9 protein-coding genes and 1 pseudogene are annotated in these 15,466 nt (G+C 73.1%); 2 read left to right on the forward strand and 8 right to left on the reverse strand.

Annotated features, from left to right (window positions below; translation table 11 throughout):
• Positions 1 to 278: 278 nt before the first annotated feature.
• Positions 279 to 3,557: a DEAD/DEAH box helicase gene (locus BKD26_RS28435; protein ID WP_084903904.1), complete on the reverse strand. Its 3,279-nt coding sequence runs from the start codon at positions 3,555 to 3,557 to the stop codon at positions 279 to 281.
• A 164-nt stretch (positions 3,558 to 3,721) separates the two neighbouring features.
• On the opposite strand from BKD26_RS28435, the gene BKD26_RS28440 reads away from it, so the two are divergent.
• Positions 3,722 to 4,210 (forward strand): hypothetical protein, encoded by a 489-nt coding sequence (locus tag BKD26_RS28440; RefSeq protein ID WP_084903907.1) that lies wholly within the window; start codon positions 3,722 to 3,724, stop codon positions 4,208 to 4,210.
• On the forward strand, positions 4,207 to 7,329 hold the full coding sequence (locus BKD26_RS40570; protein WP_084903909.1) for a tetratricopeptide repeat-containing protein: 3,123 nt from the start codon (positions 4,207 to 4,209) through the stop codon (positions 7,327 to 7,329). Before BKD26_RS28440 ends, BKD26_RS40570 begins: the two co-directional genes overlap by 4 nt.
• A gap of 300 nt (positions 7,330 to 7,629) precedes the next feature.
• Here BKD26_RS40570 and BKD26_RS28450 read toward each other — a convergent pair whose 3' ends face one another.
• From BKD26_RS28450 to BKD26_RS28480, 7 genes and pseudogenes are all read right to left on the reverse strand, one after another.
• Positions 7,630 to 8,145 carry a hypothetical protein gene (locus BKD26_RS28450; RefSeq protein WP_084903912.1) on the reverse strand — a complete coding sequence of 172 codons (516 nt, stop codon included), beginning with the start codon at positions 8,143 to 8,145 and terminating at the stop codon, positions 7,630 to 7,632.
• Entirely contained in the window at positions 8,142 to 8,525 is a 384-nt protein-coding gene (locus BKD26_RS28455) for an NAD(P)-binding domain-containing protein (RefSeq protein WP_084903914.1), read from the reverse strand. The genes BKD26_RS28450 and BKD26_RS28455 overlap by 4 nt, the downstream gene beginning before the upstream one ends.
• A gap of 175 nt (positions 8,526 to 8,700) precedes the next feature.
• Positions 8,701 to 9,120: a DsrE family protein gene (locus BKD26_RS28460; RefSeq protein ID WP_084903917.1), complete on the reverse strand. Its 420-nt coding sequence runs from the start codon at positions 9,118 to 9,120 to the stop codon at positions 8,701 to 8,703.
• 101 nt (positions 9,121 to 9,221) lie between these two features.
• Complete coding sequence (locus BKD26_RS28465) at positions 9,222 to 12,092, reverse strand: helix-turn-helix transcriptional regulator (RefSeq protein WP_084903919.1); 2,871 nt, start codon at positions 12,090 to 12,092, stop codon at positions 9,222 to 9,224.
• A gap of 9 nt (positions 12,093 to 12,101) precedes the next feature.
• The gene (locus tag BKD26_RS28470) at positions 12,102 to 12,323 is read right to left on the reverse strand and encodes a hypothetical protein (RefSeq protein ID WP_084903922.1); all 222 of its coding nucleotides are present in this window, start codon (positions 12,321 to 12,323) and stop codon (positions 12,102 to 12,104) included.
• Between the two features lie 339 nt (positions 12,324 to 12,662).
• Positions 12,663 to 13,934, reverse strand: a pseudogene (locus BKD26_RS28475) (FAD-dependent monooxygenase); the annotation flags it as partial.
• 16 nt (positions 13,935 to 13,950) lie between these two features.
• Complete coding sequence (locus tag BKD26_RS28480; protein WP_084903924.1) at positions 13,951 to 15,324, reverse strand: deoxyribodipyrimidine photo-lyase; 1,374 nt, start codon at positions 15,322 to 15,324, stop codon at positions 13,951 to 13,953.
• Positions 15,325 to 15,466 lie beyond the last annotated feature (142 nt).

The following is a 15,466-nucleotide window of genomic DNA, read 5'->3' on the forward strand; positions in this document are numbered from 1 at the left end:
ACAACTCGTTGATGCGGCGGTTGTCTCCGATGAGGCCATGGACAGGTGTTCCTGCCCGAACCCGAGGGAGGGCGCTTTCCCCGGGGCGCTTCCCCGGCGCGCAGTCGGCCCACTGCTTCGCGGCGCTCCAGGACGAGGTCTCGGTGAAGGTGCGTGTATACCCATGTATCCGCCGCCAGGCGGCATGCCGGCCGGGCCTCATCCCCGATGTTCGAAGGCGTACTTACTGAACGCGACTGCAGGGCTTTCGCGAAGGACTGCCCCAACCGGGACGGCTTTCAGCCCAAGCCGTTGTACGCGGCCAGCCAGCCCGTGGCCAAGCGGTCGCTGCGAGTGAAGACAACGGCGCCACGGTGGCCGGCCTCCGGGTCGTCCGGTGCCGGGCGCGGGTAGGGGAGTTCGACCGGGGAGTGCTCGGCCGGGTGAAATTCCACGGACGTGCCGTCCCACAGCTGTACGGTCGCGCCACGCGGGCAGCCCCGGACCAGGACACCGTCCGGGCCCGGGGTCAGGAGCGCGCCGGTCGTCCGCTCTGCCAGGAGGTGCCGGTAGCGCTGGGAGGGCAGGGCGCAGCCGTTGGGTGGTGTGGTGCCCGGCCAGTCGGGGGCGCCTATGCCCCGCTTGCGGGCGGCACGCCACATCTGCGGCACGAGCCGGGCGGCGAGCGGCGCGGTGGCCATCTGCTCGCAGATCCACAGCAGGCGCCCGGCGCCGCGGCGCGGGGCCAGTTCCCGCCAGCGGATCCGGGCGGCCAGGTCTGCGGCGACGATGGCGGCCCAGGGGTGCACGGTGCCGAGCGGGCCCTGTGCGCCGAGCCAGGCCAGGTAGCGCTGGGATTCCTCGTAGATGCCGGTAAGGCTCTCGGAGGGAATGCCGAGGACGTACGGAGAGCGAGTGCGGAACACCTTGGGGCTGTGGGCGACCAGGAGCAGCGCGGCCCGCGCCAGGTCCCCGGCGACCACTGGTTCGTCCACCGGCCGCGCCGGGGCACCGCCCGTCGCCGGGTCCGGGGGGTCCAGGTGGCCGCCGTTGCGCAGCACGCGCAGCAGCACGGCGCGGGCCCGGTCGGTGAACTGCGCCTGTTGCAGGTTCGGCAGGTGCGCGGCGAGCAGCGCGGTGAGCAGCTGCTCGGCAGCGTCCGGGTCCTGGGGCACGTGGGCGGCGCGCAGCGCGTCGGACAGGTCGTCGGCGAGGTCGGTAGCGAGCATGAAACGGCTGGTGAGGGTGCCGAGCTCGGTGGCCATGAGGGTGTCGTCGTGCTCGAGGCCGGGGCTGCGGCGCAGGAAGCGGGCCTCGGTGAGGAATTCGACGGCGTCGTACAGCGGGTCGAAGCTCTCGTTGCCCTGGTGGTAGGAGAGGGTGCGGGTCCACCAGTCCTCGGCCTCGCGGAGCGTGCACACGCGTCCCTGCACCGCCTCGGCCAGCAGGTGGTCGGGCAGGCGTTCGCGGATGCGGGAGCGCACGGTGTAGCCGGCGGCCAGACGGGCCTGCCACTCGGGCCGGTCGGTGCCGTCGGTGAGGAGGAAGGCCCAGCCCTCGCGCTCCCCGGCGCCGACGCGCCCGGCGCGGCCGAACATCTGCTGGACCATGGAGACTTCGACCCGGTCCATGCCGATCTCGGTGTCCCGTACGACGACGGCGCGGGCAGGGAGGTTGACCCCGGCCGCCACGGTGGACGTCGCCACCAGGGCGTTTGCCTCGCGGCTCCGGAACGCCTGTTCGGCCCCGCGTTTGTAGGGCCAGTCCCGGTAGTGGAGGCGCACGCCCGTCGGCGAGCAGAGCCGCTCGACGACCTCCGGGTCGTCCTTGTCGACGCCCTTGGTGCGGGCCCCGCGCTCCTCGGCGAGGGCGAGCGCGGTCATGCGCACGCCACGCTTGCTGCCGCAGAACACCAGGGCGCTGCCGCCCTCGTCGGCGATGGCGCGGACCTGGCGTACGGCGGCACGGGTGCGGGCCGCGGCACGGGCGCCCCGGTCGCTGTTGATGGACGCGGCGGGGACGGGGATCTGCCAGATCAGCCGGGTGGGCCGCCACGTGGTGCGCACCAGGCGGGCGCCGAGCCAGTCGGCGACCTCGTCGGCATTGGCGACCGTCGCGGACAGGCCGACGATGCGCACCTGGGAGGTGTCCTGACCGACGCGCGCGAGCAGGGCCTCCAGGATGGGGCCGCGGCCGGGGTCGCCGAGCAGGTGGACCTCGTCGACGACGAGGCAGCCCACGTCGGCGAGGGCGTCGCGCAGCGAGCCGGTGCGGCAGATGGCTTCGAACTTCTCGGTGGTGGCGACCCAGATGTCGGCCTTGCGGATCAGCTCGGCGTCGACGGCGTACTCGCCGGTGAGGCGCACCACGCTCAGTCCGTTGCCGCGCCACAGGTCGAGTTCGTGGTCGAGTTCGTCGGTCAGGGAGCGCTGCGGCACGAGCCAGGCGGCCTTGCGGCCCTGCGCGCTGGCCTTGAGGGCGGCGACCATGCCGATCGGGGTCTTGCCCGCGCCGGTCGGGGCGACGACCACGACGTTCCCGTCGTCCTCGAGGATCGCCGGGACGGCGTCGGCCTGCGCCGGATTGAAGGTCGGGTACTTCAGGAACTGCGCCCAGCCCGGCGGCACCAGGTCGGCCACCGGAACGTAGGCGTCGTCGGCGTCCTCGGGCAGTTCCTCCAGGGCGTCCCACTGCAGCGCGAACGCGTCACGGGCGGCATGGGCGCCGGGTCCCGCGACCGGGGCGGCGGGCAGTGCCCCGGAGCGGACGGGGAACGCGACGAGGTCGGTTCGGCCACCCACGTCGTTGACCGTGCCGACGACTTCCGCCTCTTGCCAGTGCCGCGCACAGCGGTAGGGGACGTCCTCGTCGGCCAAGTGCGCGCGCAGGGCGTCGAATTCCGGGCCGTCCGGCATGATGACGCGGATGTCCTCGGCCGCGTCGATGGCCGCGACAGGTGGCCGCCAGTGCGGGTCGGTCACCTTGCACCAGTAAAGGAGCCGCGGTTCGGGTTCGGCCGGCAGCGGCAGGTCGGTAGGCCAACCGGGGGCGGGAAAGGTCAGGTTGGAGGCGATGATGCGCGCGGGGCCGGGCGCAGGCCGGAGTGTCGCGCCGGGGGAGACATGGATCGGTGTGATGGTCAGGCCGCCCGGCTCGTCACCCGTGGGGCACGGGCCGAGCAGCATGTTCCAGGCGTCGTCGGCACCGGGGCCGGGATTCGGGTTCGCGGCGGGAACGGATGCCGGGGCCGGCGCCCGGCCGCTGCGGCCCATGAGTTTGTCGTACGTCTTCACACCGAGATCCGCCAGGGCGTAGGCGGCGGGGCAGCACGGGCAGACGACGGCGACGTAGCGGTAGACGCGCCCCTGGGACTCGTACGGCCTGCGCAGAGAGTGCAGTTCGCCACCGCAGGCGGGGCAGCCGCGCGGCACCCTCTCCTCGTAACTCCAGCCCGGCTCCTCGAATCGGGCCGGCAGCGGGTCAGTCAGGCGGACCCCCCACCGCGTGCTGACCACGTCCGGTACGGATTCCCCCGACGCGGCCGCTCCATCCTGCTGTCCCCCACCAGCCGTGCGCATGAACCAACTCTGACACAGGGGCAACCGTGGAGCGAGTGATCGCTCACACGTGGTGAGAACGGCCGGCCCAGCCCCCGGTTTCCGGCTGGATGTTCTACGGTCGTCGGTGCGGGACGCGGCGCACGGAGTGCGCGACGTCAGCGGGGCCCGCAGAGGGAGGAATTGTGCTCGACGAACTCGTGATGGCTGGCGGTACGGCGGTGGTCGGAGCCATGGCCACCGACTCCTGGATACTCGCCCGCACCCGCGTGGCGGAGCTGTTCCGGCGCCGTGGAAGCGAGGAACGGCAGCAGGCGATCGAGGGCCAACTCGACAGCAACGCCGCGCTCGTGGCGGAGGCCGAGGACAGCGACCAGGTGCGCCAGACGCTCCTTCCACTGTGGCAGCTCGAGCTGCGCTCGCTGCTGCAGCGCGACCCGGCCGCGGCCGAGGAGTTGCGGGCCCTGATCGAGGAGGTCCGGCCCGCCGGGAACCGCGAACCGACGTGGGTGCAGGACGTCGTCGTGCGGGACAACGGGAAGGCGTTCCTGGTGCAGGGCGGAAACATCGTCAACCATCACCACAGCCCCGAGTCGGCGCCGGACCGTACCGCCGAACCGCCGCAGAGGGAAAGGGAGGTCAGGAGCGAAGGTACCGGCGGGGCCGCTCGGTGACAGGGGCTGACGAGGACACCCGGCAGGGCCGTCGGGTCAGCACTGGCGGCGGTGCCGCACCGCCGCCCGCCCCCGCCGCAGAGGCGGCCGTCCACCAGACGATCCGTGTGGAGAGCGGCTTCGGGTACGGCGTCGTAGGCGCCGACCTGCATGTCTTCCCGGATCGTGGGCCCGTCTACCTGCTCGGCGAGCGCCCCACGGCCCCCGCACCGGACGACACCTGGCTGCTTCACCAGCCCAGCCGGATGCTCAACGCCCGCTACCGGCTGGTCGACTTCACCGGCCGGGAGCGGGAGCGCGCCGAGCTCGCAGCCTGGCGGGACGCCCCCGGGCCGCGGCTCTCGGCGACATGGCTGCACGGCCCCGGCGGGCACGGAAAGAGCCGCCTCGCCGACGAGTTCGCCGCCGAGAGCGCCGCCGCGGGCTGGAAGGTCGTCACGGCCACACATGGCCCGGGCGCCGTCCTGGACACGAGCCAGGAGAGCGGCGCGGACCTGCGGCCCCACGGGGCTCGTGGCCTTCTTCTCATGGTCGACTACGCGGATCGCTGGCCTGTCTCGCACCTCACCTGGCTGTTCAGCAACCGGCTGCTCGCCCGCTCACTGCCGACCCGGCTGCTGCTGCTCGCCCGCTCGGCCACCGCCTGGCCCGCCGTTCGCTCCGCCCTGGAAGACGTCATGGCCGGCACACGGGACCAGGAGCTGAGCCCGCTGGGCGCCCCCGGCGGCGACCCGCGGGCCCGGTCGGCCATGTTCGTCGCGGCCCGGGACTGCTTCGCCGCCCGGTACGGCGTTCCCGACCCGGCCGTGATCGCACAACCGAAGGATCTGGAGAGCCCGGAGTTCGGGCTCGTCCTCGCAGTGCACATGGCCGCCCTGGTCGCCGTCGACGCCCACGTACGCGGCGAACAGGCCCCGAACGACCTGGCCGGCCTCTCCGCGTACCTCCTGAACCGGGAGCGACGGCACTGGTCCCGGCTGTGGGAGAACCGCCTGGAGGGCCTGGACTTCAGCACCGCGCCGAGCGACATGAACCGCGTCGTGTTCGCGGCCGCCCTCTCCGGGGCCGTGTCGCCGGAGGACGGGAGCGCCCTGCTCGCGGGGATCGGCCTGGAGCGGCCGCTGCGGCTGCTCACCGACCACGGCACCTGCTACCCGGCATCGGAGCCGGGCGCCGTCCTCGAGCCGCTCTACCCGGACCGGCTCGCCGAGGACTTCCTCGCCCTCAGCCTCGACGGGCACCGCGTGACCGGCTATCCAGCCGCCCCCTGGGCCGCACCGACAGCGCGCACGCTCAGCGCCCGCGGCCCGGACGGTGCGGTCGCGCCGTCGGTCACGCGCGGCTTGACGTTCCTGGCCGCCGCGGCGGCACCGGGGCGCTGGCCGCACATCGCCGGGCACCTGGAGGAGATCCTGCGGCAGGACCCGTCGGTGGCCGTCGCCGCGGGCAGCGCGGCCCTCACGGCGCTCGCCGAGACCACCCTGCCGGCCTCCGTACTCGCCTCCGTGGAGGCCTGCTTCCCGGAGTTCGGGCAGCTCGACCTGGACGCGGGCATCGCGACGTTCACTGCCCGACTGGTCGCCGAACGCCTCCCCGACACCGCCGACCCCGCCGAACGCGGCCGCCTGCACCAGAGCCTCGGCTTCCGGCTCGGCCGGGCGGGTCGGGCACAAGAGGCGCTGGCCGCGGACGAGGAGGCGGTGCGCTGCTTCCGGAAGGCGGCGGCTGCCGGTGCACACCCGGCTGGGTCACCGTCTTCGTCCCCTTCCACAGCCGCGTTCTCGTCCGCAGCACCGCAGACAGCCCCGACCGCGACCCTGGCGACCGCGCTGCTGCACCTGACCCAGCACGCCTTCGACGCCGACGCCCCCGACCGCGCCCTGCACGCGGCTGAGGAGGCGGCCGCGCTCTTCCAGGACCTGGCCGGGGCGGACCCGGCGGCCCATGAGCCCGGCCTTGCCCTGGCCCTCGCACAGGTGGGCCGGGGGCTGGCCGCGGCGGGATACCCGGACCGGGCCATGGCCCCCACGGAGCAAGCGGTCGGGATCTTCTGGCGTCTGACGGCGACCCGACCCGGCCAGTACGAGACCGGCCTCGCGCTCGCCCTGAACAGCCTCGGGATCTTCTCCTGGCGGCTGCGCCGCCTCTCGGACGCCGTGGCCGCGCAGGCGCGGGCCATCGAGTTCGCCCGGCGCGGCCTGGCGGCCGGCCCGCCCGCCGGGTCACTGCTCGCCCGCGCGTTCGTACTCGGCGAGGCCGAGCTGGCGCAGTGCCTGGGCAACCTGGCCGTCCTGCTGTGGGCGTCGCGGCGCAGGGAGGAGGCGGTGACCGCGCTGGAGGAGGCGGTCACGACCGCCCGACGGCTGGCCGCGGTGGCGCCCTCCGTGCATGAGCCCGTCCTGGCCGACCTCGCGTCGCAGCTCGTCACCTATCTGGGGCGGCTGCAGCGGTGGCGGGAGGCCCTCGTCCTGGCCGACGAGGCGGCGGGGATCACCGCACGGCTCGCGGCGGCCGACCCGGTCCGGTACGAGAGCGGCCACGCGAAGATCCTGCGCCAGTCGGCCCAGGCCCGGCTCGGCACCGGGGGTGACCTGGCCGCCGCGCGCCGGGACGCCGACACGTCCGTAGCGATCTACCGGCGCCTGGCGGCCGAGGACCACGCGCAGTACTGCCTGGCCCTCGAAGAGGCCGCGGAAACCCAGGCGTTCGTGCGATCAGCGGGCAGCAGCGGACCCGTCGCGCCGACGGCACGCTGGACCTCGGAGGAGCACTGGGTGAACCTCCTGAACCAGGACGAGGTCTGGCAGGACGTTCAGGACCGCCGCCACCGACTGGACGAGATGTCCCCGCCCTACTGCGGCAACGTCCTGCGCTTCATCCGTAAACAGGCCGACCAGCTCATCGAGTTGCTCGCCGACGGGCTCGACGTGACGCCGGAGGCCCTCGGCCTGACCGACCACGACGATGCGGCGTCCTGGCTGGACCGCCAGCCCCTGATCATCGCCCTGACCCGGCGCGCCCGGGGCGAGTCGGCCCGGCCCGAATTCTGCCACTGCGGTTACCCGGTGGCCCCGGACTGGCACCACGAGCAGTGCTATCCGGGCATCGTCGTGGACTGACCCGGACGACCCCAGTGAAGCGGTACGAGGCCGAACAGGCCACTGGGATCCCTCCGGGCGCGGGCAGGAAGGTACGACAACACGCACCCCCTGCCCGGCAGGCGACCATCCTGCCTCGGGCTCCCCGCAACGACTGCACCCCGGCCGAAGCCGTCATCGCCCCTGTTCACGTTTCCGCAGCGGACCGGGCCGGCCAGGGACGGCCCGACCACGCGTGTCTCACCGAAAGAACCGGCGTGCCAAGATCCGGACCAGGAGCGGATCATCTCCGGATCAGCGCCTGGCCTGGGCTTTTGCCCGTCAGGCAGCCCTCCTGAAGTGTTCGATCAGACGCGAGTAGCTGTCATTGGCATGGCCGTCTTCCACGGCCTTGTTCACGAGGCCGAGGGTGTAGGCCGGGAATTCGACGTCGATGTTCCGCGCCCCGCTCTCCCGGACCAGGTCCTCGACCGAGGGCCGGTGGTGCTGGAGCGCTCCGTACTGCGTCGCGTACTCACCACGGTCGACCTCGTCGGCGATCACCGGGAAGGACGCCAGCAGTGCGGCAACGGACGGGCCGGCGCCGTCCAGGAACCGCTTCACCTCGATGCCCTCGCTGGACAGCAGAGCGGTCGCGTGCAGGAATCCGTTGAGCGCGCCCCACATGGTGCCGTGCACGGCCATCCCGTACAGGACCGGTACGCCGGCGTCGGCCGAGACCAGCGTTCCCCGGCCGCCGATGAGCTGGAGTGTTGGGTGGAAGTGGTGGAACACGGCGTCGGAACCGCCATAGAAAATCACTGTCTCCGCTCCCCCGATGCCCGGAGCGATCGTCATGATCTGCCCATGGAGATACTGCGCGCCCTGGTCCGTGACCACTCGGCCACGGCCCTGGCCTCTGCGGAGGTCCCATCCGTGAGGTTGAGCACGGAGCGGCCGGAAAGCGCGTCGCCCGACGATTCCAGAACCGCGCGGACCGTCGCATTGCCTTTCACACTGACGACCACAAGAGGACTGGCGGCAACGGCGTCGCGGACCGTTGCGGACCGCTCAGCTCCCTTGGCGACCAGGGGGTCGGCCCTCTCCGGCGTACGGTTCCACACCGTGGTCGGGTGCCCGCCGTCCAGGAAGGCACCGGCGAGTGCGAAGCCCATCTCGCCCAGACCGATCACGGTGACGGCCGGCTGGGCGTCGGTACGTTCTGAGGCAGTGTTCATCAAAGTCGCTCTCTTCCCCGGTTGCAGTGGTCCAGCCCGTCCATGGGCCGCCACTGGTCTGCGTGAAACATCACGCTAGAACCTGAACCGAAGGTGAGGTCAACAAGTCTCCCTTGCGGCCGGCCGGGCGCGCCGGGCGCCCGGCGGTGGACAGGGTGCCGTGGACGGGGTGCTGTCAGAAGTACTGGCAGTGGTCGGCAGCGCTCGCCTTCTCCTCGAGGAACCAGGTGGCGTCCACGATGCCCGCCGCCTCGGGGATCAGGTTCGACTCCTCGACGCCGAACGTGTCGGCGGCGAGGCGGCAGGCGTAGAGGTTCACGTGACCGGTGCCCTTGAGGTGGGTGAGGTAGTCCAGGATCTCGGTCGGCTCCCCGTCCTCGATCATCTTCTGCCGGAGCGCTTCCTCGTCCGCTCCGCGGTGTCGCCCTTCGACCTCCAGTGAGGCGGCGCCCTCCTTGGTGAGGGCGCGCACGGCCCACAGCACGAAGAGCACGTCGACCTGCACGCCCTTTTCCGCGTACAGCCAGGCGAAGGTCAGTGGGGTGAGCATCTTGTCGTAGGCGTCGTCCCGCACGACGATGGCCAGCTTTTCCATGGCTGCCTCCCGGTCTCGGGTGCCTGTTCTCGGTGTCCGGCCTTCACGCTAGGGAGCGGGGAAGGAGACAGCATGCGTCGTCCTGCCGTATTCGCGGCCCGCTAGTGCCGTATTTTCGACTGCTGCTCAGGGGCGCTTTCGGCCCGGCCGGCACGTACCTGGGCCAGTCCCAGGTCGACCGCGTATCGGACGGCCTCCACGCGCGAGGAGCAGCCGAGCTTGCCGAGCAGGTTGCGCACGTGCATGTCGATCGTGCGGGGGCTGACGAAGAGTTCCCGGGCGATGTCCCGGTTGGTACGGCCGTCCGCGAGCAGGCGCAGCACCTCCTTCTCCCGGCGGGTGAGGCCGACCGGCTCCAGCGAGCGGGCTGCGAGGCGCCCCAGCCGCTGGTCCACCTGTTCCCCCCGCTGGGCCAGCTCGGCCGCGCAACGGCGTGCCAGCGGCCTGGCTCCCAACCGGCGTGCAGTCCGGTAGGCACTGGTCACGGTGGAGACCGCGGTGTCCCGGTCGCCCTCACCCGCCAGCGCGACCCCCCGGCGCAGCTGGCTGAGCGCCCGCTCGAAGGGCGCGCTGATGCCGCCCATGAGGTCCACCGCCCGGCCGAAGTGTGCCGCCGCCTGGGCCGTGTCGCCGTCGGCCATGGCGAGCTCGCCGCCCGCGTGGGCGAGGGCGGACAGTACTTTGGGCGAACTGTTCTGTGTCGCGGCCGTGGCCAGCACGCGGTGGCATTGGGGCGGCCCGTCGCCGTCGTGCCGCTCGGCCAGGAACGTGGCGGCCCACCGCAGCGCGGGCAGTGAGTAGTGCCATTCCTCCTTCAGGAGACATCGCGCCAGCATGGCGGTCACCGTGTTCAGGGCCGTGCGCTCGTCGCCGTCGAGATCGGCGACCATGGCCAGGCCCCAGGTCGCACCGACTTCCATGCCGAAGACCTCGTTGTCGCGCCCGAAGGCGGCGGAGCGCCGCAGCGGCGCTCTCGCGCGCCGGCGGTCTCCCCGGAGCACGGTGATCAGGCCCGACTCCTCCTCGGCGACCATACGCAGCACCTGTGGGATCCGGTCGTCGCCGAGCACCTCGCCGCAGATGGCCAGTGAGCGGTCCCAGTCGCCCATGAGCCGGACCACCGGTGACATGCAGGTGAAGCAGACCTGCGCCAGCTCGGTGACACCGTGCGCCCGGCACAGCTCGAGTGCCGAGTCGATGGCGTCCGCGGCTGCCCCGTAGTCGGCTGCGTACGCGAGGGCTTCCCCGAGCTCGTAGTACGCCTCGCCCGTCGCTTCGGGCAGCTCATCCGCGAGGGCGAGCTCCAGCCCGGACCGTGCGACCGCGACCCCGCGCACGCCGTCTCCCAGGGCGGAGTGGAGCGAGCCCTGCAGGGCGAGGGCGCGCGCCTTGAGGTCGGTGCGCTCCGCCGCCTCGGCGTCCTCGGCCGCGGCCACGGCCTGGTCCAGTGCTTTCGAGTGCCGCGCCGCGGACTTCAGCTGGTCCGCCAGCGCGAGCCGTTCCACCGCCGCTTCACCGCGCATGCCGGCTGCCGCGTACGTGTCGGCCGCGCTCTCGCGTGCGGTGACGGCACGGGCCCAGTCGCCCTGCAGCCCGGCGGCGTTCGCCAGTCTCCGGTACGCCGCCCCGGCCGGCGCGAGGTCACCGCTGGAGTGGCGAAGCCGCGCGACGTCGGTCCAGAGGGCCACGGACGAGTCGAGCTCCCCGCACAGCTCGGCGCACTCCGCCAGGCGCTCCATGGTGGCCGTCCGGCCGGCCGGGTCGGTCTCCTCCGGCCAGAGGGCGAGAGCTCTCCGCGCCAGCGCGGCGGCGTCCTTGTAGGCGTACACGGAACAGTGCCTCTCGGCCGCGCTGAGGAGCAGCGGCTTCGCACGTTCGGGTTCGTGCGCGGCGATCCAGTGCTCGGCGACCGTCTCGGGCGGGGCGCCCCGGGCGGTGAGGCACTCGGCGGCCAGGTGGTGGTGGTGACGCCGGCGGGCCCAGGGAATGGTCCGGTACAGGGCGTCCCGTACGAGCGCGTGGCGGAATTCCGCCGAGCCGGGATCGTGCGCCCGTTCCGTGAGCAGCCCACTGTCGAGGAGCTGGTCGATGTCGGCCGCTTCCACGAGGTCGGAGAGCGCCGGCAGATCCACCCGTACGCCGAGGACGGCGGCGAGCTCGACCGCGGCCTGGTGCCGCTGCCGCAGCGCCGCCGTGCGGACCAGCACCGCGTCCAGCACGCTCTCCGGCACCGGCAGCTCGGTGCCTGCCGCGAAGTCGAGCCCGCCGTCGGACTCCCGCAGGGCACCGCTCTCCGCCAGGGCGGCGGTGAGTTCCTCGACGTAGAACGGCAAGCCCTCCGCCCTGTCGTGTACGGCGGACACGAGCCCGGCAGAGGGCGCCGTTCCGAGCAGGCCGGTGAGCAGCTCGCCGGTCTCTTCGGCGGTCAGCGGACGCAGTGCGACCTCGACGAAGTGGCCGCTGCGGCGCAGCTCGGTGCGCATGTGCCGGATGGGATGCGTACGCGACAGCTCTTCACCGCGGTACGTGCCGATCAGCAGCAACGGCTCGGCCGCCATCGACACCGCGAGCGCCGGCAACAGGTCGACGGCGGCGGCACCGGCCCAGTGCAGGTCCTCCAGGACGACCACGGTCGGCTGTCGCCGCCCGAGGTTGCGAAAGGTGCGCTCGACCGTGCCGAGCAGGGCCGACTGATCACCCGCGCGGTACGCCGGCACCTCTCCGCCCTCGTCGGACACGGCGCGCAGCACATCGCCCAACGGCGCGTACGCGCCCGCGCTCGGCGTGGCGGCGCCGGACACCACGCCTCCGGGCCAGTCGGCGAGGGCGTCCGCGACGAGCCTGCTCTTGCCGGACCCGGAGTCCCCGCTCAGCAGGAACAGGCCGCCTTCACCGGCACGGCATCGCGCGAGCGCGTCGAGCAGTTCTGCCCGCTCGGCCGCTCGGCCGACCAGCGGCGACCGTCTCCCCACACGAAAAGTCTAGAGCGTGGCGGCGTCGAGGGGTGGGGCGAGGCTCCGCCGGCCGGGTGCGCGGGCAGGTGCCCCGTCGTCGACCAGCCGGACCTGGAACCGGCCGCGCTGCGGGGCCACCGGAAGGCGTCCGGCCCCCGGATCTGTCAGCAGAGCGGTGGGCTCGGTGGTGAGACGGACGGTGCGGGGTGAGCTGTCGAGCGGTGCGCGCAGCAGCCCGGGGAGCCGCATCGTGTACCGGAGCGCGCCGCGCTGCCCCTGAAGTCGGTGACGAGGTCACGGAGCAGCCCGATCGCCGGATCGGCCGCCGGTTGCCGCGCCGGTGGTGTTCCGGGTGGGGGCAGGGGTGTCCGCTGCGGCCACAGCTCCTTCACCACGACGAGCAGTCCGCGAACGGCGCCCGCGTCGAGGCCCGGTACGGCCGAGGACGTCACCTCCGACAGGACCGCTCGCAGGGCCGGCGGCGGGCGCCCGTGCCGTCACGCGGAGCGAGGAGGCGCGCGTGGGCACCAACGGGCGGAGCACAGGCGGGATCGACAGCGGGGAGAAAAGCCGCCGTTCGGCCGGCTCTCACTTGTCAGGGTGCGACGCTCGGCCGGTGGCGGCGCCGAACCACGTGGGCAGGCGGGCGAGCAGGTCCTGCTGGTCTGCACCGGCCCACGCCACGTGGCCGTCCGGCCGCAGCAGCACCGCCGGCGCGTCCAGTTCCTCGCTGACGTCGACGACGTGGTCGACCCGGTCCGCCCAGCCCTCCACCGAGAGCCGGCCGGTCTGGTCGAGCAGCAGGCCGCGGCCGCCGTGCATCAGCTCGTAGAGGCGACCCTGCTTCAGCTTCACGTCCCGCAGTCGCCGGCCGAGCAGTTCGTGGCCGTCACCGCAGTCGTAGCGGACCCCGACCGCGGTGATCATCTCGGTCACGTACCGGTTCACCTCCTCGAAGTCCATCAGCTTCGAGAACAGTTCCCGAAGCGCGGTCGCACCCGGATCGGTGCCCAGCAGCGTGATCTGCGCGCGGGTGTTGTCCAGCACGCGGGCGCCCACCGGGTGCCGTTCGGCGTGGTAGCTGTCCAGCAGCCCCTCCGGCGCCCAGCCGCCCACCTCGGCGGCCAGCTTCCAGCCGAGGTTGAACGCGTCCTGCACGCCGAGGTTCAGCCCCTGCCCGCCGGTCGGCGGGTGGATGTGCGCCGCGTCGCCGGCCAGCAGCACCCGGCCGACCCGGTAGCGCTCGGCCTGACGGGTGGCGTCGCCGAACCGGGAGAGCCAGCGCGGCGAGTGCGCGCCGAAGTCGGTGCCGGCGACGGCCCGCAGCTGCTGCGTGAACTCCTCGAGGGTCGGCGCGGTCGTACGGCCCTCGGACACCCCTTCGGCGGGCACGACGATGCGGTACACACCCGCGTGGCCGTCCACGTCGGGTATGGCGCCGAACCGCAGTTGGGTCTTGCGGACGTCCGCGACGACGGCGGCGACGGTCGCCGGATCCTCGGTCAGCTCCATATCGCCCAGCAGCGTCTCGACCGTGGCGGGCTCACCGGGGAAACCGACGCCGAGCCGCTTGCGCACCGTACTGCGGCCGCCGTCGCACCCGACGAGGTGGCGTGAGCGCAGGCGCGTGCCTCCCCCGCCGGCTACGCCCTCATGGGCGGGGGTGCCCCCACTCGCCAGCTCGACGGTCACCCCGTCCTCGTCCTGGCTCAGCCCGACCACTTCGCAACCGCGCCGGATCTCGGCACCGAGTTCCAGGGCACGTTCGTTGAGCAGGCGCTCGGTCACCGGCTGCGGGGTGGCGAGGCCGTACGGGTGGGCCGTGTCCAACCGGTCCGGCCACCGCTTGGTGATGCCGCCGATGCGTACGGAGCGGTCAGTCCCGCCCCCGTGCGTGTGTGAAACGCGCGAGGCCCTCCGCGAGGTCGATCAGCGGTTCGGGGTAGTCCAACGCGGCCCGCTCGGCCTCCGGCAACCGCCACGGTTCGTGGATCCGGCGCGCGTCCACGCCCCGCAACTCGGGCACCCACCGTCGTACGTACTCGCCCCTGGGGTCGAACCGCTTGCCCTGGGCCACGGGGTTGAGGACGCGGTGGGGCCGCGTGTCGGTGCCGGTGCCCGCCACCCACTGCCAGTTGAGCTGGTTGTTGACGATGTCCCCGTCCACCAGGAGGTCCAGGAAGTGCCGGGCGCCGATGCGCCAGTCCACGTACAGCGTCTTGGTCAGGAAACTCGCCGCCAGCAGACGGGCCCGATTGTGCATCCAGCCTTCGTGCCGCAGCTGACGCATCGCCGCGTCGACGACCGGGTAGCCGGTGCGGCCCTCCCGCCAGGCGGCGATCTCCTCCGCCGCCTCCCCCGGCGAACGCCACCGGTCCTGCCGCGGGCGGTAGTCCCGCACCGACGCCGCGGGCCGGGCCGCCATCACCTGGTAATGGAAGTCGCGCCAGCACAGCTGCCGCACGAATGCCTCCGCGCCCGGCCCGCCGTGGGCCGACGCCCGGCGGACGAGTTCGACGGCGGAGAGGGCACCGAAGTGGAGGTACGGCGACAGGCGTGACGTCGCGTCCCCGGCCAGGTCGTCGTGCAGGTCCGCGTAGTGCGCGAGGCCCGAGCGCGTCCAGCGGGAGAGCCGTTTCCTGCCCGCGGTCTCACCGCCCGGCCCCAGCCCCGGCGAGACCCCGGCAACGTCTTCCCGGGACGGGACCTTCTCCCCCCGTACCGCCTCCGGGACCCGTACGGTGCTCGGCGCGTCGTAGATCTCCCGCAGGCCTGCCCGGGACCAGCGCCGGAAGTACGGGGTGAACACGGCGTAGTGGTCGGAGCCGGCCGGTGTCACGGCGCCCGGGGCCACCGCCGTGACCACCGCGTCGTGCACCTGCAGGGCGACGCCACGCGCCTGAAGCTCGGCGCTCAGCGCCTCCTCCCGCCGGTGGGCGTAGCGCGTGACACCGGCCGCCATGTGCACCTGGCCGGCCCCGCACTCGGCGACGACCGCAGCCACCTCCCGGGCCACCGGCCCGGAGCGCACCACGAGCCGTCCGCCGCGCTCCCGCAGACGCGCGTCGAGGTCGGTCAGGCAGTCCGCCAGGAAGGCGCGGCGGTTCGGCACGTCGAACCCCGCCGCGCTGATGCCGGGGTCGAGGACGAAGAGCGGCACGACCTCGTCGGCCGCGCGCAGCGCCGCGCGCAGGGGCGGATGATCGTGCAGGCGCAGATCCGACGTGAAGAGGACGACCGCGACGGTCATGGCACCACTCCCGGGGCTGTACGGGGCCGGCGACGTGCCCCTGTAGCCGATCATCACCGCACCGGCCCGCTGGTGCCCGTCGGGCGCGCGGCATTACTGCCGAGTAGGGTGTGGATCCCCACCGGCTGTGCCGGACAGCCGT

It is taken from the genome of Streptomyces sp. CB03238 (assembly GCF_002099185.1).
GTDB lineage: Bacteria > Actinomycetota > Actinomycetes > Streptomycetales > Streptomycetaceae > Streptomyces.

Bases quoted from the DNA above. Each gene is read 5' to 3' on its own strand.
- BKD26_RS28435 (WP_084903904.1), bottom strand. From the start codon at position 3,557: ATGCGCACGGCTGGTGGGGGACAGCAGGATGGAGCGGCCGCGTCGGGG.
- BKD26_RS28450 (WP_084903912.1), bottom strand. From the start codon at position 8,145: ATGACGATCGCTCCGGGCATCGGGGGAGCGGAGACAGTGATTTTCTAT.
- BKD26_RS28455 (WP_084903914.1), bottom strand. From the start codon at position 8,525: ATGAACACTGCCTCAGAACGTACCGACGCCCAGCCGGCCGTCACCGTG.
- BKD26_RS28460 (WP_084903917.1), bottom strand. From the start codon at position 9,120: ATGGAAAAGCTGGCCATCGTCGTGCGGGACGACGCCTACGACAAGATG.
- BKD26_RS28470 (WP_084903922.1), bottom strand. From the start codon at position 12,323: ATGCGGCTCCCCGGGCTGCTGCGCGCACCGCTCGACAGCTCACCCCGC.
- BKD26_RS28480 (WP_084903924.1), bottom strand. From the start codon at position 15,324: ATGACCGTCGCGGTCGTCCTCTTCACGTCGGATCTGCGCCTGCACGAT.